Source organism: Klebsiella sp. K5-306 (assembly GCF_051835185.1).
In the GTDB taxonomy this organism is placed as follows: Bacteria; Pseudomonadota; Gammaproteobacteria; order Enterobacterales; family Enterobacteriaceae; genus Klebsiella; species Klebsiella oxytoca.
This window is the reverse complement of record NZ_JAIFJY010000008.1, coordinates 181,040-201,542: the sequence shown is the minus strand read 5'-3', so window position 1 is coordinate 201,542 and position 20,503 is coordinate 181,040. Positions and strand designations below refer to the sequence as shown.

Sequence of the window (20,503 nt, the reverse complement as noted above, 5' to 3'; positions counted from 1 at the left end):
ATAAAGAAAGCCCCTCCCGCCACGTCGTGACAGGTGATGGAAGGAGCCTCAGGAATAGGGTTGCTGATTAATGCGCGCTGGCGGTGTTGCTATCTGCTGAGTTGTCGTTGTTCTGGCGCTGGTGCATTTTGCGACCGTAGAACATCAGGATAATCAGGCTGACGATAAAGGTACCGGCCAGTTCGAAGGAGCTTGCCCCCATCAGGGCAATGAAGCAGAACGCGCAGCCGAGTACGGAGCAAATCAGGCTGACGAAGTTGCGTACATTGATGCCTTCGAAGCGAATCAGGTCAACGCAGGAGTAGAAGTAAGGCAGCATAGTCAGCAGTACCGCGATACCGGTCAACTCGCCGAACAGGTCAGAAGCTTTGCCGCCGGTAGAGTTCATCAGGGTAATCAGTACCATCAGCGCGGTCATTTTCACCGCGGCCAGCAGCAGGCCTTTTTTCGGGATCCCGTTGCTGTCGACTTCGCCATACACTTTCGGGAAGTTACCGTCATTGGCGGCACGTACGCCGGCCTGACCCACCAGCATCATCCACGAACCGAGCGAAGTCAGGCACGCAAAGGCGGTGAAGGCGGAAACCATCGGCGCAGCCCAGCCGCCGAGAATAGTGGAGGCGCTCACTGCAAACGGCGCACCGGATGCGGCCATCTGAGAAGCAGGATACATACCCGCAATAACCTGAGTCGCTGCGATGTAGACGATACCGGCCATCGCAGTGCCCAGCATGGTAGCCAGCGGCACGGTGCGTTTCGGGTTTTTCACCATTCCGGTACTGACGGCGGCGGATTCCACCCCGACAAAGGCCCACAGGCAGAGCAGAATACTTTTGATTACCGCATGACTGTCAGTGGTGCTGGAGGTGTTCCAGTTTGCCTGATAGGTTGCGGCATCAAACCAGTGCCAGCCGACCACGGCGGTCATAACTACCGGAATAAGTACCAGCACCAGGCCAATGGTTGTCAAGCGGCTAACCCAGGTCCCGCCGAGCATATTCACGAAGGTGAATATCCATACGATGGCAATACAGGCAATACCTGCCGGCACCGGGTTATTTAAAATTGGGAAGAACGTTGATAAATAAGAGACGGCGGTAATACCAATTGCCAGATTACCGATCCAGTTGGCGTGATAATAAAGCACACCGGTCTGGAAACCGAACGCCGGAGATATTTCACCGGCGTAGGCAATAGGGCCGCCCTGCTGCGGGTTCTTGGTCGCCAGTCGGGCATAAACATAAGCCAGAGACATCGCGCCAATAATAGAAATCACCCAACCCCAGATGGCAATACCACCGATGCTAGCGAGGTTTGCAGGTAATAATGCGATACCGCTCCCCATCATATTACCGGCGACGACGCCGGTACAGGCAAATAGCCCGATCTTCTTGGCAGAACTCATGTTTGCTTTTCTCCTAAGTTTATTTGGGAGGTACAGATCATGATGATGAACCTTTTATTGACCCGACCAACTGCCAACAAGATTACGGATTAGTACGAGATAAGTCCTAAAGATAAAGTGAAATAACTGCAAACATCAGACAAATGATATTTTGACCTTTTTCGTGCAACATATCAGGATGACATGTTGATATCAGGAAAAGATAAATGAAGTTATTTTTCAATAAGTTGTGAACTCTAAATCGTGTTGAAAAGGTGTTACATGCGGGACCGGACTGGTTATAAGATATAACAATCTGGCGGCTCATGAGAAACATAATTTTAACCTCATCACGGCCAAAACCATGGCCGTGATGAGGGTTTACTTATTCTGAAGCGAGGAAATTATCGAGATACGGTACCACTCGGGTTACGGAGGTCTGGAATACCGCGTTTTCAATCCAGTAAAACGTATTCTCTCCCGGCCGTAAATTAAACGCCGTCAGATAGGCATCGGCAGCTTCCCGGTTCTGTCCTTTCATTTCGTACACTTTGCCCAGCAGCACATAGTTCATCCACGACATTTCCAGATCAATCCCGGAATTAATCGCGCTGTAGGCTTCATCGACTTTGCCTTTACCCAGCATGTCTACCGTTTTAATTTGATAAAATATTGCCATATCTTTAATCCCCGGCATATTACCCACCCGGGTTATTTCGCTGTAAAGATCGGCCAGTTGTTTATCATCTAACGGCTGTTGGGAATGGCGTAATACGTCCACCAGCGCCTTTTCCGCCCAGGCGTAGGTAAAGTCCGGCGACTGCTTATTCACATCGGCAAGCAGGCTACTGGCTTTGCCCAGCGAATCGACGTCTCCGTTCATTAATAACTGATGTGCCTGATAGAAATGCGTGAGCGCGATACTTTGCGACGGCTGATACTGCTTAAGCATCTCCTGCATTCGCGCCGGCCATGGCTGCTTAAGCGCGTCCGACAGGCTACTCAGCAGGTCGTTTTGAATCGACAGCTGGTTGTCGCTGGTCACGAAGTAGCGCTTGTCCATCATCGTCGATCCGTCGGCGTTATCCACCACTTTGACCGACATAAAGCACTGCTGCGCGCGATAGTGCCGCTGGTTGACGAACTCAATGGTCAGGGTTTTTCCGGAACTGCTCGGCTCATTGATGTTGTAGTTGGTTTTATCATGCACCATAAAGGTGGAGAACGTGTTCAGCGAGGTGGTAATCAGGCTCCCCAGGCCGATGGCATAGGAGTGCTGCGATGACCAGTTGTTACAGGTATTGCCGCTGAGCAGGTGGATATCAACATCCCGCGGGTTGAGCAGTATGCGGGTTTTTGTGACCGGCGGGCGCGACTCCAGGGTGGATAATGCCACCAGCGCCACGCAGCTTGCGAGCGCCAGCAAAAACAGGCCCCAGACGATAAAGGTACTCAGCCGCTTACGTTTTTCCGGCTTCGCCACCGGCGCCATCTCTGGCGCAGCCGCCTCAGGCTGCGGGGAAACCGATGGCGCGTCCACGGCGACCGTCGGCGTTTCTGCAGGAATAACCGGCGTCAGTTCCTCCCCCTCTTCCGTACACCAAATCACCGGCACCGTTAGCTTATAGCCGCGTTTAGGAACGGTAGCGATATATTCCATGCTGCTATCGTCGCCATCTTTCAGCGACTTACGTAGCTCAGAAACGCTTTGCGTGACGACGTGACTGGTCACAACGTTGCGGGTCCAGACGTTGTCGATAAGCTCATCCCGACTCAGTACTTCATCAGGATGGCGGGCAAAGAAAACCAGAAGATCGATTAAGCGCGGTTCGAGAGTTAGCTGACGCCCCTTGCGGCTAATTTGGTTAACAGAGGGAGTAACCAGCCATTCTCCAACGCGAACAACAGGTTGTTGCATAAAAAAGAGCCCCAGGACGAAAAGGGAAAGGCGGGATGATAACACATTTCCCCTACCTATTAATGATAGGGGTCATGACCATGAACGCAATATATTCTTCTCCGTTTTTAATGGCTGACAAATTTTCATTTGCCATTGATAAAGAACAAGTAATCGATTATCAATTTGAAATATTGCAAAAAATAGCAACAAAGGGTGGGTCTGAAAGCTAGAGCTAGTATTCCGATTAGGATGCAATCCTCACCTCCCTGAAGGTGAGGCTCCGTTGCGCTACTTAAGGCCAGCGACAGGACGGCTGGCCTTCAGCCCGTAGAGGATTAAGGCGTCGCTGGCTGAGAGACGTGGCGGGCTGCGGCAGCGTTGGCGCTTGCCACCGCTTCCGCTAACGAATGGCCTGCCGTGAAAGATGCGCACAGCGCCCCAACAAAGCAGTCCCCTGCCCCATGAGTGCTGACCAGCTTAATCTTCCGGGCGGGCAAAGCTTGCGCGGCTTTACCCGCTTCGCACCAGGCAACACCGTGCTCGCCAGCGGTAACAACCACCTTAGCAAAGCGCTCCGCCAGCAGCGTCGCGGCATGCTGTGCCGAAGCCAAATCTTCAACCTCGATGCCGCACATATCGCGTGCCTCAATGGCATTGACGATCAGAATATCGATCAGCGCCGCGAAGGGTTCGCTAAGCGGGCGTGCCGGCGCAGCGTTAATACATACCGGAATACGGCGCTGCTTTGCCGCGCTGGCGGCTTCAATATTAATCGTCTCCGGAACTTCATTCTGCAACACCAGCATGCTGACGCTATCCCAGAAGCGCGCGTTCTGGAATACGCTGGCGGGGATTTTCTGATTAGCATTGGATACCACAACAGCCCCGTAATCGCCTTCACGATCGGAAATGGCCACGCTCATTCCCGAAGGCGCGTCTGCCACCACCGCAACGGCGCTCGCGTCAACGCCCGCCTGACGTAATGTTTCAACCAGAAAACGTCCCTGTTCATCTGCGCCAACGGCGCCGGCGAATCGGACCTCTGAGCCATGTTTGGCCGCCGAGATAGCCTGGTTCCCCCCTTTACCGCCAAACTTATAGCGACAGGCGGTCCCCATTACCGTTTCACCTTTCTCAGGCCGATGATGCGCATCAATCATGATGTCGTAATGGAGACTGCCTGCAACTGCAATTTTGTTCATGACTAGAACTCCCGAAGATCCTGAACCGCACGCTGGGTTTTCATCAGGTTTTTCTCTGCCTGACTGAGATCCTTTTTAGCGATAGCCACAAACAGCGCATCCAGTATATTGAGTTGAGCAATACGCGATGCGGCATTTTCGCCAAGTAAATGCGACCCTTGAGATGTTGAATTGAGTACTACATGCGCGTTATGCGCAATGGGCGACTCTGCATAATTAGTGACGACAATAACTTTAGCGCCATTACGGGCGGCAAGTTTTACCGGAGCATTCACCGCACGGGTTGCTCCGGAATGGCTTATAGCAATCACCACGTCATCGTCAGATAAAACGGCGGCAGACATCAACATAATATGCGCGTCATCATAAACAGATGACTTTATGCCTATTTTTAGCAATTTGTGTGCGAGATCGCGAGCCACGGTCGCGGATCCCCCCACAGCATACAGATCAATATGGCGCGCTTTAAATATAAGATCCGCCGCACGATTAAATTCAGAAATATCAAGAATAGACATGGTCTCTTCGATAGCCTGAATTGAGGTGCGAAATACCTTAGCCAGAAGCTGCTCAGAGGTATCACCAGGCTCGATTTCCGCATGCAATCCCGCCACTTCTGATTCGTTATAATAAATCAGGCTGCTTCTGAAATGCCTGAACCCCGTGAAGTTAAGCTTTTTAGTTATTTTAACGATCATGGCTTCCGAAACATTATTTTCTTGAGCGATTTCTTTTAAAGAAGTTTGCTCTGTCAGATCGGTTCGGGAAATTATTGCCTCAATAACACGCCGTTCAAGCGGTGTCAGCTGTGGCAAACGCATACGTATCTGAGCGCCAATGGCTCGTGGATCCTGCTTCATTACTTGCCTCGGGTTGCTCTGTCAATTAACATCGCTATGATAATAATAAGACCTGTTGCAAGCAATTGATAAAATGCCTGAATATTAAGCAACGTCAGCCCGTTTCGTAACGCCCCCAAAATAATAACCCCAATCAGGGTGCCGAATATGCTGCCTTTGCCGCCCATCAATGAGGCGCCGCCAATCGCTGCGGCGGCAATAGCGTCCAGCTCCCATAATGTGCCGATAGTGGGTTCCGCTGCGCCCAGGCGGCCAATCAGAATCAGCGATGCCAACGAGGCAAGAATACCGGAGATAACGTAAACCGTAATTTTAGTTTGTCTAACCGGAACCCCCGCCACGCGGGCGGCCTCTTCATTGCCACCAATCGCCAGAATATATTCTCCCAGCGGGGTTTTGTTCATTACCGTCCACAGTATGAGCGCAATAATTGCCACGATAACAATCGGAGTCGGTATACCAAACAGCGAGCTATTAATCATATCGCGGAAGGAGGATGGGATACCGAATACCGGATTACCGCCGGTAAAGATCAGCGCAATAGCGCGGAATAGCGATAACCCCCCCAGAGTCACGATAAACGGCTGGAGACCGGCCCACGCAATCAGCGTCCCGCTGAAAAGTCCGCACGCGGCGCCGACGCCGAGGGTCAACACAACGGCAAGCGGCAGCGGAATACCGGCGACCATTAGTGATGCGCCGAACACGGCGGACATTGCCGCCGTCGGACCAACCGATAAATCAATGCCGCCAGAAATAATGACCAGAGTCATTCCTAAAGCGATTAACGCATTAATTGACGATTGCTGAAGTATGTTAAGTAAATTCGGCAGTGTGAGAAATACCGGAGATAAAAAAGAAAACGTGACAATAATGATTAGCAACCCAATTAGGGTTCCGGCATCGCGCACGTTGAATTTAACCAGCGAGGACGGTAAAACTCTATTTTTACCTGCATGTGTCATCATGATTATAGCCTTTCAAAATTACTGGTGATAGGTCAGGCAATATGGCCCGCATCATTAATGGCAAAACGGGCAATATTCTCTTCAGTAATCGAATTCCCCGTCAGCTCCTGAGTGATTTTTCCTTCTCGCATAACCAGAACCCGATCTGAGATTCTGATGATTTCTGTCATTTCTGATGAAACAACAATAATAGCCTTACCTGCTGCGGCGAGTTTTTCTATCAGATTATAAATTTCTGATTTCGCGCCAATATCAATTCCGCGGGTCGGCTCATCAAATAAGAATACCTGAGCATCAGCGGCCACCCAGCGCCCAATGATGACTTTCTGCTGATTCCCTCCGCTCAGCGTACCAATCGTTTTTTCAATGTCCAGCGGGCGCAGCTTCAGATCCGCCATCACTCTATTCGCCACTTGGTTAAGTTTTGAGGTATTGACCAGTCCTGCGCTTGTAAAGTGACGCATTGACGGTAAGGCCATATTCATCTTTACCGCCCGCGCCTTGATAATCCCTTCTTTTTTACGATCTTCCGGAACTAATCCTATCCCGGCTTTTATCGCCGTTCGGACATCCTGACGTTCAACCAGCCGATCGTTGACCCGTATGGTACCGCCGGTACGCTTATCTATCCCGGCAATCAGTTTCAGCAGTTCCGTTCTCCCTGCGCCAACCAGGCCAGCGACGCCCAGGACCTCGCCGGCGCAAACGGAAAATGTCGCCGGGCTGACCGCGGCACTCGCCAGGCCTTCAACCATCAGAACGTGGCGTTCAGTAGCCCAGGAGTTATGCGCGACATGCTCAATTTTCCTGCCCACCATTTTGGCGACAATGCTTTCTTCATTTTCATCGCAGATGTTCACCACCCCAACCTGCCTGCCGTCGCGCATGATGGTAGCTCGATCGCACACTTTGAATATCTCATTCATTTTGTGAGAGACGTAGATGAGAGAAACACCCATCGCTTTCAGGTCAGCAATCAGCTCAGCCAGGCGCTCGAACTCTCTGGGCGTCAGGCTTGATGTCGGCTCATCCATGGCGATAATCTTTGCATCATCAAGCAGCGCCCGGGCAATCTCCACGATTTGCTGCTGCGAGACCTTCAGGTTTTTGATCGGCTCGCCGGGATCGATAGAGGGATCAAGCTGCTTTAATACCCGCCTTGCCCTCTCTTCTTGCTCCTTCTTGTTTAGCCACATTCCCTTCGCTTTAGTAAGCGGGCGTCCAAGAAACATATTTTGCGCTACGGAGAGTTCAGGAACGTGCTGCAACTCTTGATGAATCATAGCGATACCGGCATGACGCGCGCTAAGCGGATTTTTTATCTGCACCTGATGACCACCAACGCTGATATCGCCTTTATCTGCACTGCGCACGCCGGAAAGGATGTTTAACAACGTTGATTTTCCAGCGCCATTTTCGCCAATAAGCGCGTGTACTTCCCCTGGTTTGACGCAAAAATCCACATCCTGTAACGCTGCGGTATTTCCATAAGTTTTATTGATGCCGCGCATCTCTAAACGATACTGTTCCATAAACTCTCCGCTCACCTTATTGTTGAGTCAGTAGCTGGCGTAACGCGTTGTTATCTTTAGTTGAAAATGCATCAACGTTTTCTTTGGTGATTAAGGCTTGAGGGGTGGAGATCACGCGCGACAGTTTCTGACCGTTAATCAGGCGAATCATGACATCCATCGCCACTTCACCAGTAAGGACAGGGAAGCTATCCACTGTACCGGTTAGTTCACCGCGTTTGATTGAGGCATAGGCGTCGGAAATCCCATCGGTTCCAAATACGGCTACCTGCCCGGATTTTTTAAGAGAGCGAACGGCCTCCACAACGCCGAGGGCCATGGTGTCGTTATTGGAATAGAAACCTATCAGATCGGGATGTTGTTGCAGGATAGTGGTCGCCGCATTGAATGCCTGTTCGCGACTCCAGTTCGCCGGAACGCTGGCGACAATGTTAAATTTACCCTTTTCGGCCAACGTCTCTTTAAATCCGCGCGTACGTTGTCCGGCCGCATAAACGCCCGGCTGGCCTTCGATTACCGCTACTTTTCCACCCTGCGGATGGTGTTCGATAAACCATTTAGCCACGCGAACGCCATTATCCTTTTGCACGTTTCCGACATAATACTGAGCATTAGGCATCACAGCGTCGTTCACGTTAATGACCGGGATATTCTTTTTCTTCGCGCTTTCCAGCGCAGGCGACAGGTTAATGTCCGTCTGAGGCGATACCAGTAGGCCGTTGAATCCCTGAGAAATTAGCGTTTCAGCAATGGAAAGCTGGCCTAGCTGATCTTCTTCATTCGCCGCTGCCTGGTAGGCGACGGTGAAACCATAACGACCGGCGACATTTTTATAGCCCTCACCTAAAGAACGCCAGTATTCATTGGTTAATGTTTTGGATACACCGCCAATTTTCAGCGACTTATCAGCCGCCGGTAGCGGGCCGTACTTGCTTTCCAATTGAGACCAGTCGGTCCGATCGGGTTCAGTATCAGATTGCAGCGGCGGTAAATCTGCCGCATAAACGCTAGAACACAACAGAGATGAAGCGAGTACAGAGAGTAATATTTTTTTCATTTTTCAGCCTTTATTCTCAGTATGTTTTTTGTCAGCGCCACAGGCGCTACCTGGCCAGCATGATGTCATTAACAATTTGTTGAGAGGCAACGGCGTCCTGGCGGCTAATTGCATCCAGCAGAGGTTGGTTGTTTTCCAGCTTTTCGCACAGCTTCAGCAGTCGCGTGACGGTCGCAATATTGGTCTGCGCCTCACGAACGGGATCGAGACCGCTGGCATCCGGGAAGGTGTCAAAATAATAGGCGCCCTGATAGCCATCGCGACGCATTTGCCACAAAAACTCCAGCGTCGCGCGCGGATTAACCGAGCCCGCCATCAGCCCATCATCTCGTTTTCCCCAACCGTCATTCAGATCCAGTCCTAACAGGCGGGAACGACGCGCGACCATCGCCGCCGCATAGGCCGGAATTTCATTGGCGTAAAGGACGTGCGCAAAATCGAGGGTAATCCCGAGGTTTGGCGCGCCGGCCTCTTCCACCGCCAGCAAGCAGGTGGTTACGTTAGGGAAAATACTGAACGCGCGTGGTTCATTCGGTTTATATTCGATACTGATATCAACGTCTGGCGCATATTCCGCGATCTCACGCACCGCGCTGACCGCATCCTCCCAGATTTTTTTGTAATCAGCCTGAAAACAGTAATCAAACCCGTCCTGCCCCATCCACAGCGTCATCAGTCTGGAGCCAAACTCGCGCCCGGTATCGATACCCCGCTTGGTTAAATCGATAGCCTCGCGGCGAATTTTTGGGTCCGGGTGAGTAAACGCGCCAATACGAAACTGTGGGGCATCCCAACGCATCTGCATACCGTTAACCGCAAGGCCGGCGTCTTCAATAGCCCGGCGCATCGTACTGACATTGTCACTCATATGCTGGGGATAATTCAGATCGAGATGGGTAAGTCCTTTCACTTTCCCTGCCCGCTCAATCATCTGCAGTACGGTTGGCTTTCCTTTTAAATCCGACCAATACAGGTAAGCTCCTGATGCAAAAGAGTTGAGTCGGGTGGCAAACTTTAGTTCTGACATTTTGCAATCCTTCAAACGCGGTTGTGATGTACTTTATTTATTCACGATTTTTTGTGAAGTTGTTTTAAACGTACGCAAGATGACTAAATAAGCAAGCGCATTTGCGATGCGTCATTTCGTTTTGCGATATCCCTCACGAAAGCCATACAGATCGGTTAGAAAGAAATTATTGGCGGGTAGAAGCGGCCCAGGAAGGGTTAAAGAAAGACGTTAAACGCAGCTTAACTTTACAAAAATAAATTAATCCGTAAAAAAACCTTTAAGCAGATACGTTGGCTTATCAGAACTGCTTTAAGAGAAGCCGTGGACTGATACCCTAACTGCTTTAGCTACGAATCGGCTAACTGTGACAGAGTCAACGTCCTGAATAATGCATTGAGACTGCTACTGTACAAACAGGATATAAACACCATACTCAACGCAAAATCAGTGCTTAAAAAGCTGTCTTACCATAAACCCTGGCGGATATTAGAATAGATAAAAAAGGAACAAGGCGATGACCTGGAAAATAAACAAGCAAATTGTGCACAATGACGTTTTAAGAAATAGCTTCATTGATCTTGCGCTTAAAACCTTCGATCTCTCCTTTAAAGAGTGGTACCGCAAAGGATACTGGACCGACGCCTATATTCCCTACGCCCTCGTCAGCAACAATAAAGTGATTGCTAACGCCTCCGCCAATATTATCGATCTGGTCTGGCAGGATGAACCCCGCCGCTATATTCAAATCGGTACCGTGATGACCGATGTCGATCATCGTAATAAGGGCCTCGCCGGTCAGCTCGTGAATGCCATTCTGGCGGACTGGCAGGATAAAGCCGATGCTTTCTTTCTGTTCGCTAACCCAAACACCGTTGATTTTTATCCAAAATTCGGCTTCGAGCGCACCGAGGAGCATCAGGCTATCCTGCCGGTAATGCCGGCGGCGGGCGACTTCCGCAAGCTCGATATGGATCGGCCGGAGGATGTCGCGCTATTACAGCGGTATTATGAAAAATCGAATCCCTTTTCGCAGCTGCGCGTACAGAATAACTTCGGTTTATTGATGTTTTACTGTTCCGCGTTTATGAAGCACTTCGTCTTTTATTCCGAGAAAAATCAGGCTATCGCCATCGCGATGCAAAACGGACCGGCGCTGATCTGTTTTGATATTTTTTGCGACAGCGGCCGTTCTTTGTCGGCCATTATTAATGAGCTCGCCGATGAAAATACCTATCAGGCCGTGCTGGGCTTTACTCCCAAAGAGAACCGGGTTGGTGAGTATGAAAAAATTGAAGGCGAAGATCTTCTGTTTATCTACGGACAAAAAGAAAATATCTTCAAAGCGCATAAGCTGATGTTCCCGCTTTTATCCCACGCCTGACCGAGACCAGGGCCCGCGTTCGGGCCTTATTGCGCCAGTAGCCACTGTTCAAACGCCTGTAGCGCCGATTCATTGATCCCGGGCTCCAGCGGTTTAACCAGACAAAAGCGCTTGCTCAGACTGCGAGCCAAAGGCCAGGGCGCAACCAGCGTCCCGTTTTGAAGCTCTTTTTCAACGTACACGTGCGGTACCAGCGCAACGCCCTGCCCGGCCAGCGCGGCGGCTATCGCCATCTCATGCAGATCGTAGCGCACGCCCCGCGCCGGATGATCCAGCGCGATCCCACACTCTTCAGCATAGCGCGGCCAGGCGTCGGGGTTTTGCCGTCGGTGAATGCGCGGTAACAGGTTCAACTGGCTCAAGGCTTCGCCTCCCGTGAACAACGCAGAATGGCATACCGGCACTAGCCGCTCCTCAAACAAAAATTGCCGGCGCATTCCGGCCCATGCGGGATGCTCAAAGTGCACCGCCGCATCAAAACCACTGCCGGTAAGAATAAACGGCTCGGTTCTGACCGCGATGTTCAGCATGATGTCCGGGTAGCGGCGATGAAAATCCCCCAGACGGGGAATCAACCAACGGCTGGCAAAGGTCGGGGGGGAGGCGATTTCCAGGCTTCGGCTGCCGTCCGCGACGCCCATCAGATACTGAGCGTCGCGTTCCAGCCGCTCCAGCGTCTCGCGCACATGGTGCGCATAGCGCGCGCCGTTAGGATTCAGCCGCACCCGGCTTCCCGTCCGTTCAAACAGTTTGCAGTTCAGCAGCGATTCCAGGCGGGCGATTTGCCGACTTATCGCCCCTTCGGTAAGCGACAGCTCTTCCGCCGCGCGGGCAAAATTACCGTGCCTGGCGGCGGCCTCAAAGGCCTGCAGAGAGGCGCTGCTGGGGAGTTTTTTTCGCATACGGGTATCCGGTTTACGCGGTGCATTGATGACAAAAGATCATTGAAGGATGAAATAATATCGTTTCAGGCGGCTCAGTGCAGCACGTAGGATGATTAAACGTCAATATCACCCTTCAATCATGCAGAGGCTTGCCCATGCTATATATCGTTGAGTGCAGTTACGCCGATCCGGAAAGCGAAGCCAGCTGGAATACGTTTTACAGCCAGCACAAGCTGCCGGCGCTGGTTTCCGTCGGCGGTTTCCGCGCCTCGCAGCGCTTTCGCGCCCTTTCCTCCCGCAGCCCGCTGTATCTGGCGATTCATACCATTACCGATGCAGCCGTTATCGCCAGCGAAGAGTATCGGCTTAAAGGCGGCGGCAACTTTTCGCGTTGGCAGGCGCATATTTGCGACTGGCGCCGCAACCTGTATCGGTACGACGGTGTATTTCCGCAGGTCTCACAGGATGAGGTTCTGCTACTCAGCCCGGCGCCGCTGGACTTCATTGACGCAGAACTGGGGTATCCGCCGACAATACTGCACGCTGCCGGGCTGGATAACAATCCACCGCAGCGCGTGGCCTACATTCTGCCGCGTCGGGAGGCCAGGCTGCTTGCGGGACAGGAAAAATACCGCCTCTACGAGACCATGGGCGCTCAGCTGCTCAGCTCCCTTGATAATCAACCTGATGCACGCTAAGAGGCCATGATGCGCAATCCCGCTTTTATCTCCCGCCAGATTGGCGACTTTCAGGTGATGGCCCTTAGCGACGGCAGTATGGCCGCCAGCCTGACGCTGCTGTCCGGTATCAATAGCGATGATGCTCTGGAAATCCAGCGCCATGCCGGCATCATTGCGCCGGATGATATCGACATTAATGCCTATCTTATTCGCGGCCAGGGAAGGACGATTCTGGTCGATGCAGGTACAGGAGGCGGCACGCTTGCCGCGAGTTTGCAAGCGGCGGGGGTTGGAGCAGAAGAGATCGATACCGTACTACTGACCCACGGCCACCCGGATCACATTGGCGGCCTGTTGGATGCTCACGGCGCGCCATGCTTTCCCAACGCCCGTCTTCATCTGCATCCTCTGGAAGCGAAGTACTGGCAGGATGACGGTATGTTGAATCGGGCAAATGAGCGGGGACAGCGCAACTTCGCCCTCGCCCGCCGAACCCTGGGCGCGTGGGCCCGCCGCCTCAGCTTTCTCGATGAGAGAGAGGTCGTCCCGGGTATCCGCCCGCTTTGGCTACCCGGACACACGCCGGGCCATTGCGGGTTTCGCATCGACTCCGCTCCGCAAAGCCTGCTGATTTGGGGGGATATTGTCCATTTTCCGCATGTTCAGACCGCCCGGCCCGCCGCTGCCATCGCTTTTGATAGCGACCCCGCGCAGGCCAGAGCGACGCGGGAATCGCTCCTCGCCCGGGCCGCAAGCGAAAACCTGCTCGTCGCCGGTATGCATCTTGGCGGCTCGGGATTTGCACATGTGCTACCGACCTCCTGCGGCTATCGTCTCGATTATGCCGCGCAGTAACAGGAAATCTGGCCAGCGAGGTTTACTTCTGGCCGCGTTTCTCTTATCCAACCCACATTTATTTAGCATCTGCTGAAAGATTGAGCTGACTCGCGTTTATTTTCCAAAGCAAATATAAAATAGAATTTCACTATAAATGAATTATTGTTTTGTTTTCCCATGAGATATGACATTAAGGAAAATATATGCGCAATACCTTCCGACCTTCACGCCCTATGCTGGCGCTGACTATCGCCCTGGCCGGACTCGCAGGCGGCTGTAATGACAGCGGCGTAAACCGCGATAACCCGGCGGAAGCGCCCGCCTCCGCGCCGCAGAACGTCATGGTTCCCGTCCTGTCTGCTGATGAAAATAGCCTGGTGCTGGTTTGGGAAAAGCCGGAATCAGAGACGCAGCAGGTGGTGGACTACGCGATTTACCGCCAGGGCGAGCGGCTGGGTCTGGCGCGCGAAAATCAAAACCATTTTTCACCGGCCAAACCCTATATTGATAACTTCTATCAGCGGATTGCCAGCGACGGCTGGCAGCAGCCAATCGATTTGCGTACCTTTACGGTCACTCACCTGCAGCCGGATACGGAATATGCCTTTACGGTGCGCGCGGTCTACGCCGATGGCCAGGAATCTCCGGACAGCGCGGTGGTTAAAGCGCAAACCCGCAAAACGCCGCACGTCATCGAAGCCAGAACCTTTGGTGCAAAGGGTGATGGCACTACGCTGAATACCCAGGCGCTGCAGCAGGCGATCGATAACTGTACGGTCTCGCACTATCCTCAGGGCTGCAAGGTGCTGATTTCCGGCGGCATATTCAAGAGCGGCGCGCTGTTCCTGCACAGCGATATGACCCTGGAGATTGCGGCTGACGCCACCCTGCTGGGTTCAGACGATCCGGCCCAGTATCCGCTGGAAAAAGGCTATTACCTCTATCCCTACAGCGATCATCCGCAGCCCCGTCGCCCGCCATCATTAATTAACGTGCTGGAAGCGGACGATAAGGGCGAGTCTCCGGCCGGGACGTTTCGCAATATTCGCCTCGTCGGTCAAGGTACGATTGACGGCAACGGCTGGACCCGGGGCGTCAAAAGCGGCGGCGAGGCCACAATTATCGATGAAATGGGCAATGAACTGCCGCAGTACCGGGCCAGTAATGCCAATAAAGTTGGCGCAGACGGTATTCTGGCAAAGCATCAGACCGAAGCGGCTATTGCGGAAGGCATCGAAAGCAATAGCGCCTATAAAAATCGCCGCTCCAGCCTGATGACTCTGCGCGGCGTGCACAACCTCTATCTTGCCGGGCTGACAATCCGCAACCCCGCGTTCCACGGGGTAATGGCGCTGGAGTCAAAAAATATCACGCTCAATGGCCTGGTTCACCAGACCTTTGACGGCAATAACGCCGACGGCGTGGAGTTCGGCAATAGCCAGAATGCGCTGGTTTTCAACAACTTCTTTGATACCGGGGATGATTGCGTCAATTTCGCCGCCGGGTTTGGTAAAGGCGCGGAAACTTTTCATCAACAGCCGCAAAGCGGGGCGTGGATCTTTAATAACTATTTCCGTAAAGGCCACGGCGCCGTGGTGACCGGTAGCCATACCGGAGCATGGATCGAAAAAGTTCGCGCCGAGGATAACGTCATGTATATGACCGATGTCGGCCTGCGCATGAAAAGCCGCCCTTACTACGGCGGTGGCGTAAGGGATGTGCTGTTCCGCCATAATGCGATGAAAGATATCGCCAAAGAGCCGTTCGTTTTTACTATCAAATACAGCGCCGACGTGAATGATACGACCCCTGCCGACGAGCCCGCTCAGTTCCGTGACGTTCAGGTGCAGGACCTCACCGTCGATGGTACTTCGGCTAAGCACAGCATCCTGATTGACGGCATGACGGTAGCCGAAATGGCAGAATCATTTGGACTGACCTATTCTCGCGATGCCTACCACCAGAATCTGCGTTTTTCCAACGTCAGTTTCCGTAACACCAAAGCGACCAGTATCTCCTTCCTGCGCGACAGCCAGTTTGATGAGGTAACGTTCGCTAATACACCGCAGGCCTGGGCGTTTTTCGCCGTCAATGACGTGACGCTCGCTGACAGCCTGCATCAGCAGAGCATCACCCGGGGAGAAAAGGACAAACTTATCCTTGAGGGGGGCAATAAAGTAATGGCGTTCCCGGCGGCGTCAGTCGCCGGGTTTTATCAGCGCTTCTGCCTCGACAGAGATCTGTCGCTCAGTGATCCAAAGTAAAGACGCAGGTCATAACCGGCGTATTCAGCGTTCCCCAGACTATATAATCCCGATTTTTAGCAAAGATAAAAATGGGTGATTTCCCGGATAAGCCCATGATATCATAAAGTGGCATTACAAGATCATCAGGAACATCTCCATATTTATTAGTACCTTGTTTACCTGGCAATAATTTATACCGGCCCTCACCCACCGCCATGTAGTCAAAGTTGATGTCCTGTGACAGATAGTAAGTCTCATCGCCATCGACTATTTTTCCGGACAAGGAAACATAACCAGTGTTATTATTCATATCAAATAAAACATGACCATCAAATGTATATGAATCATTTAAGGATGATATATTATAGTATACATTGGCCTCACATGTTTTCATTTTGCTTTTCTTACTGAATAAGCACAACACATAAATAATCAGAACAATGATAGCGCAGCCTAATAAACCGCAGGAACGGTAGAGCACGTTGTTAGTCATGCTGCCTCCATTGACTTACATAAACGTTATTACAATAAATTATTTTCTTATTTACACTATCCATAGGGCAAAAAGATGAAAATATCCCCCCAGACTTACCCTGCAAAACGTTTCTTTGTGCATATATTATCAACCTGGCTGGACTGCTTTGGCAATGTTCAAGTAACCCAGGATGGTGCCTAACCAAAATATTAAGTAATTTTTCCTGCATACTTTCAGGGATCTGAACATAAGATCTTATTTGACACTTACCGATTTCTTCCAGGTTATTTGAACTCTTAGCCAGAATCGATGTTGCGGCCACTTCATACCTGGCAAAAAAAACAATAATCAAACTGGCTATCAAAGCTACCACGCCTCCGTGTTTTAGGTAACGAAATCGTTGCTGACGTAATTTTTCTGAAGGTAGTCCTTCCTGGCTTGCGTCATCATACCGTTTGACCTTGATGTCTTTCGAGAGATAAAAACCAACGCCGGGGCTTGTCAATATAATATTATCTTTTCTTATCAGGAATGATAATTTCTTTCTGAGGATACTAATATATTGGTTTAAAGATGAATTTGATGCCTCGTGTCCACGGGATTCCCAGACTTGCTCTAAGAAACTTTGTCGAGAAACGACCTTCCCATGTGACGCCATCAGTATAGCCAGAATATGGTTAGCCGTTTTGGTTAACTGGTGTTTCTCCGTTACACCGATATCAATATAAATAAGCTCACCAGACTCAGCGTTATAAAACAATTTGCTTTCAATTAAGTACTTCATATGTTATCTGCATCCTGTGAATAGCAGGGTATGCTGATAAAAGGCAAGGAGCTATTGGGCCCTACAGCATCCCGGAGAAAGTGAAGTATTGTCAACACGTTGTGCCAGCTTTTTAGAGGCTTATAGCTCATCAGTGGAGCCCTGATGTTCGCTCTTCGACACCCGCTCATCCCTGCTAACGGCGCATACATCACAAAACTACTCTTTAGCAGTAAACCAATAGTAACAACAAAAACATAATAAATGTTATCACCATTTTTTATTTAATTGGATTCTGTGTGCCGTTTCAAATTCTTTGCGCCAAATGAAACAACAACCAATACTTTTGAATGAACTAGAAATAATCTATAACAAAAAATTACATCATGCATTAATTAACCATGCCCGATACCTATTAAATTTATTTAAAAAAACTTTAAATCTCGCACAAAAATCACTTTTAAAGTTAAAACAATGGTTATAAGAAAATGATAATTAATTTCTTACGCCTGATATGTTTATAATTATTGATTAGTAAATCTTCCATTGCAGTAATCCTTGCCTCCTTATATATTTTAAAAAGTAGTTTCCCGGCACTCAAAGCGAATAATATGTAGATTTTAATTTAATGATTAAACAATAAGTAATAAGAGGCATATCATGTACAGCTATCGTTGGGCCAAATTCCTGGTTGCTGGCGCAAAATATAATGACAGTCATTTCCTGCTGGTAGAGTTTTATATTCATCACGAACTCGATGGCGTCATTAAACCAGGCATTTGCAGAAACAGACAATGGGTATTAAGCCAATTAGTTAATGGTTCTACTTTATTTACTTTAAATCAAAACAATAATAAATGGGAAAAGAAGGATAGAATAATTCTCAACCAAGTTGCTGGTAGATATTATATTAGGACGAATCCCTCTCCTCATCCCGGCGATGATATAGGCTATCATTTTACTCAAGGCTGTATGATATAAATGAAAAACTTGTTTTATCAACTACAGGTATAATGACAATGTGGAAAATATGTTCGATTCTGGATATTATTCGCAGTAGCAATGAGAAACCATTGATAATAATTGTTAACGACAGTATGCATCTCCGACTTATCAGACCCTCTCTCTCATGTGAGCAAATCAGGAAGATAAGCATCGAACAACTTGAGGAGATCATCATCAGAGAATTGTAACGTACTGGGCTGACGCTAAATTAGCGCATTAATCATTTTAATTCCTCATTTTCACTATCATTACGCTTACCAATACACCCGATATCGGGTGTATTGGTACCGCCAACGTGAAAGAGAACCAGCGGCCACATAATTTACATTTTTATACTAATCAATGTTCAAGGGCAAGCGCGCAGACATGCTCAACATGAGACAGATCGTGGTATAAGTCAGGTAAGGTCATTTTCTGGCGAATAACCATTTTCAAATTAACCTCAATCTTTCCCTTTTTAAGGTCTCTAATCGTAATATTCTCGATAATATTTTTTTGCTGATGGATACGGCTTATCAGCTTTTCAAGGGCCCCTCGTTCATCAAGAACCACCCGTACTTTCACTTTTCCGGGGAACTGATTTTTAGTTTGCAGGAATATAATGAACGGGCTTAATTTTATCGCCAATAAGAACAAACCCGTGGCGAAAAAAGCATGAAAATAAAAACCGGCGCCGCAGGTAATTCCAACCCCGGCTGATGCCCAGACAATGGCCGCCGTCGTCAGGCCTGAAATAGCATCGTCGTGTCGATGCAGAATCACTCCCGCCCCCAGAAAACCGACGCCGCTGATAATCTGGGCCGCCAGGCGCATCGGATCGCTACGAATGTTCATCGAAATTTCAGCATAGTATTCCGCCGACTGTATTGAAACGATGGTTAACACACAGCTGGCGACAGACAAAATGACGCAGGTTTTGAATCCGACAGGTTTCCCTTTCGATTCTCTTTCCAGGCCAATGATGCCTCCCAGAATAAACGCAATGCTGATTTTGACGATGGTCAATAACGGAAACCATCCGTGATCGACGATCGTGGCGGCCAGATTATTCATATCATTACCTTAATGAAAGATCCGTTATCAATCAGGAGTTCGCTTTCTTCAATGCGAGATCCGTTTTGCGTTTTGACAGATCGTCGCGGAAGAAAATCAGGAAGAAGACGCTCACTACCGCGGCGACACCGGCTGAAACTAACCAGAATGTTTCCCATTGCGGTAACGCTTCCGGCCCTTGCTCTGTCACGGTACTGTTAAAAATCTGCCCGCAAACGGTAGAAGCAAACAGCAGCCCGACGCCGTTGGAGACGATAAACCTCAAGCTTTGCGCCTGCGCTTTGATCTCTGGCGCGGCTTTGCGGTCAACATAAATATCGCCGACGGTAAAGAAAAAGTCCCAGCAGAATCCCTGTAACATCAGGCCAATCAGCACAAACATCATGTTGGCATCCAGCGAGGCATGAGCAAACAACAGCGTGCGGATGATCCAGCAAACGGCCCCCAGCATCAGCGTGATTTTAAAGCCGGCTTTTAGTAAGAAGAACGAAAGCAGGAACATGAAAATCACTTCGCAGGCAATCCCGATCTGCATCATTGATGCGGCATTTTCGAACCCCAGCGCTTTCAAAAAGACCGGAATATAGGCGGAATATGCGGTTTTGGGGATCATTAAGACAAAGATACTCAGCATCAGCACGCTGAAGCTACGATCTTTGAAGAGTGCCAGAGCATCGAGACATAACAGATCGCGCAGCACAAAAGCGTTTCCTTTTGCTTTTGGCGGCGTATTCGGCAATGTGAAGCAATATAAGCCCAGGACGACGCCGGAAGCTGCCGCAATATACCAGGTAACGGTGTTGCCGGAATAGCCCATTTCACCAATGATAAAGCCGATTGCCATAAAGCCGAAGGTGCCAAAAACGCGGATGAATGGGAAATATTTAACCCCATTGATATGGCTGAAACTGATACTGTTAGCCAGCGCCGTTGTCGGATAAAACAGCAGACCGACCAGGAAAATCATGGTCAGCGTCATGCCAGTATTTTGCGCTTCAATAAATTGCGGAACAAACAGCAGAACGCCAGCATTGACTAAGTGCAGGATCGCCATGACCTTTTGTGACGCAAAGAAGCGATCGGCCACCATACCAATAAATAACGGTGAAATAATTGTCGCTAATCCGAGCAAGGCATAGGATGAGCCGATTATGGTCGCCATTCCATAGGTACTTAATACCAGCCCCATGGTCATATTCCAGGCGCCCTGCATAAAGTACTGTATGAACATCATAATTAACAGGCGTGGTGTTTTATTAAGGTCCAT

At 50.0% G+C, this 20,503-nt stretch carries 18 protein-coding genes and 1 pseudogene; 6 read left to right on the top strand and 13 right to left on the bottom strand.

Annotated elements, in window-relative coordinates; all coding sequences use genetic code 11:
* Positions 1-67: 67 nt before the first annotated feature.
* Positions 68-1,405 carry a cadaverine/lysine antiporter gene (gene cadB, locus K2184_RS14645; RefSeq protein ID WP_004099844.1) on the bottom strand — a complete coding sequence of 446 codons (1,338 nt, stop codon included), beginning with the start codon at positions 1,403-1,405 and terminating at the stop codon, positions 68-70.
* A 364-nt stretch (positions 1,406-1,769) separates the two neighbouring features.
* On the bottom strand, positions 1,770-3,302 hold the full coding sequence (gene cadC / locus K2184_RS14640) for a lysine decarboxylation/transport transcriptional activator CadC (protein WP_016808755.1): 1,533 nt from the start codon (positions 3,300-3,302) through the stop codon (positions 1,770-1,772).
* A 74-nt stretch (positions 3,303-3,376) separates the two neighbouring features.
* On the opposite strand from cadC, the gene K2184_RS14635 reads away from it, so the two are divergent.
* On the top strand, positions 3,377-3,514 hold the full coding sequence (locus K2184_RS14635; RefSeq protein WP_162556697.1) for a hypothetical protein: 138 nt from the start codon (positions 3,377-3,379) through the stop codon (positions 3,512-3,514).
* A 105-nt stretch (positions 3,515-3,619) separates the two neighbouring features.
* Here K2184_RS14635 and K2184_RS14630 read toward each other — a convergent pair whose 3' ends face one another.
* From K2184_RS14630 to K2184_RS14605, 6 genes are read right to left on the bottom strand one after another with little or no spacing between them, the layout of a single operon-like run.
* Entirely contained in the window at positions 3,620-4,486 is an 867-nt protein-coding gene (locus tag K2184_RS14630) for a PfkB family carbohydrate kinase (RefSeq protein WP_023320484.1), read from the bottom strand.
* 2 nt (positions 4,487-4,488) lie between these two features.
* Positions 4,489-5,346, bottom strand: a complete 858-nt coding sequence (locus tag K2184_RS14625) for a MurR/RpiR family transcriptional regulator (protein WP_023320483.1) — start codon at positions 5,344-5,346, stop codon at positions 4,489-4,491.
* A complete protein-coding gene (locus tag K2184_RS14620; RefSeq protein ID WP_023320482.1) occupies positions 5,346-6,314 on the bottom strand; it encodes an ABC transporter permease in 969 nt (322 codons plus the stop codon). Before K2184_RS14620 ends, K2184_RS14625 begins: the two co-directional genes overlap by 1 nt.
* Positions 6,315-6,346: 32 nt before the next feature.
* Positions 6,347-7,846, bottom strand: a complete 1,500-nt coding sequence (locus K2184_RS14615; RefSeq protein ID WP_023320481.1) for a sugar ABC transporter ATP-binding protein — start codon at positions 7,844-7,846, stop codon at positions 6,347-6,349.
* A 16-nt stretch (positions 7,847-7,862) separates the two neighbouring features.
* Positions 7,863-8,903 (bottom strand): sugar ABC transporter substrate-binding protein, encoded by a 1,041-nt coding sequence (locus tag K2184_RS14610; RefSeq protein WP_023320480.1) that lies wholly within the window; start codon positions 8,901-8,903, stop codon positions 7,863-7,865.
* Positions 8,904-8,949: 46 nt separating this feature from the next.
* Positions 8,950-9,930, bottom strand: a complete 981-nt coding sequence (locus tag K2184_RS14605) for a TIM barrel protein (protein WP_023320479.1) — start codon at positions 9,928-9,930, stop codon at positions 8,950-8,952.
* A gap of 496 nt (positions 9,931-10,426) precedes the next feature.
* Here K2184_RS14605 and K2184_RS14600 point away from each other — a divergent pair, with 496 nt between their 5' ends.
* A complete protein-coding gene (locus K2184_RS14600) occupies positions 10,427-11,293 on the top strand; it encodes a GNAT family N-acetyltransferase (protein ID WP_023320478.1) in 867 nt (288 codons plus the stop codon).
* Between the two features lie 26 nt (positions 11,294-11,319).
* Here the strand turns inward: K2184_RS14600 and K2184_RS14595 are convergent, their stop codons facing one another.
* A complete protein-coding gene (locus tag K2184_RS14595; protein ID WP_032727902.1) occupies positions 11,320-12,195 on the bottom strand; it encodes a LysR substrate-binding domain-containing protein in 876 nt (291 codons plus the stop codon).
* 137 nt (positions 12,196-12,332) lie between these two features.
* Between K2184_RS14595 and K2184_RS14590 the strand changes: the two genes are divergently transcribed.
* The 3 genes and pseudogenes from K2184_RS14590 to K2184_RS14580 form a co-directional block, all read left to right on the top strand.
* Positions 12,333-12,875 (top strand): hypothetical protein, encoded by a 543-nt coding sequence (locus K2184_RS14590; protein ID WP_032727901.1) that lies wholly within the window; start codon positions 12,333-12,335, stop codon positions 12,873-12,875.
* 9 nt (positions 12,876-12,884) lie between these two features.
* Positions 12,885-13,712: an MBL fold metallo-hydrolase gene (locus K2184_RS14585; protein WP_163524704.1), complete on the top strand. Its 828-nt coding sequence runs from the start codon at positions 12,885-12,887 to the stop codon at positions 13,710-13,712.
* Positions 13,713-13,897: 185 nt separating this feature from the next.
* A pseudogene (locus K2184_RS14580) lies at positions 13,898-15,871 on the top strand (glycosyl hydrolase family 28 protein); the annotation flags it as partial.
* Positions 15,872-15,941: 70 nt separating this feature from the next.
* Here the strand turns inward: K2184_RS14580 and K2184_RS14575 are convergent.
* Both K2184_RS14575 and K2184_RS14570 read right to left on the bottom strand, forming a co-directional pair.
* Complete coding sequence (locus K2184_RS14575) at positions 15,942-16,433, bottom strand: hypothetical protein (RefSeq protein WP_024273862.1); 492 nt, start codon at positions 16,431-16,433, stop codon at positions 15,942-15,944.
* The gene (locus K2184_RS14570) at positions 16,426-17,199 is read right to left on the bottom strand and encodes a winged helix-turn-helix domain-containing protein (protein ID WP_004099833.1); all 774 of its coding nucleotides are present in this window, start codon (positions 17,197-17,199) and stop codon (positions 16,426-16,428) included. Before K2184_RS14570 ends, K2184_RS14575 begins: the two co-directional genes overlap by 8 nt.
* 639 nt (positions 17,200-17,838) lie before the next feature.
* On the opposite strand from K2184_RS14570, the gene K2184_RS14565 reads away from it, so the two are divergent.
* A complete protein-coding gene (locus K2184_RS14565) occupies positions 17,839-18,159 on the top strand; it encodes a hypothetical protein (protein WP_004099830.1) in 321 nt (106 codons plus the stop codon).
* Positions 18,160-18,522: 363 nt separating this feature from the next.
* Here K2184_RS14565 and K2184_RS14560 read toward each other — a convergent pair whose 3' ends face one another.
* Together K2184_RS14560 and K2184_RS14555 are read right to left on the bottom strand one after the other, a co-directional pair.
* The gene (locus K2184_RS14560) at positions 18,523-19,236 is read right to left on the bottom strand and encodes an MgtC/SapB family protein (RefSeq protein WP_004099822.1); all 714 of its coding nucleotides are present in this window, start codon (positions 19,234-19,236) and stop codon (positions 18,523-18,525) included.
* A 31-nt stretch (positions 19,237-19,267) separates the two neighbouring features.
* Complete coding sequence (locus tag K2184_RS14555) at positions 19,268-20,503, bottom strand: MFS transporter (protein ID WP_004099821.1); 1,236 nt, start codon at positions 20,501-20,503, stop codon at positions 19,268-19,270.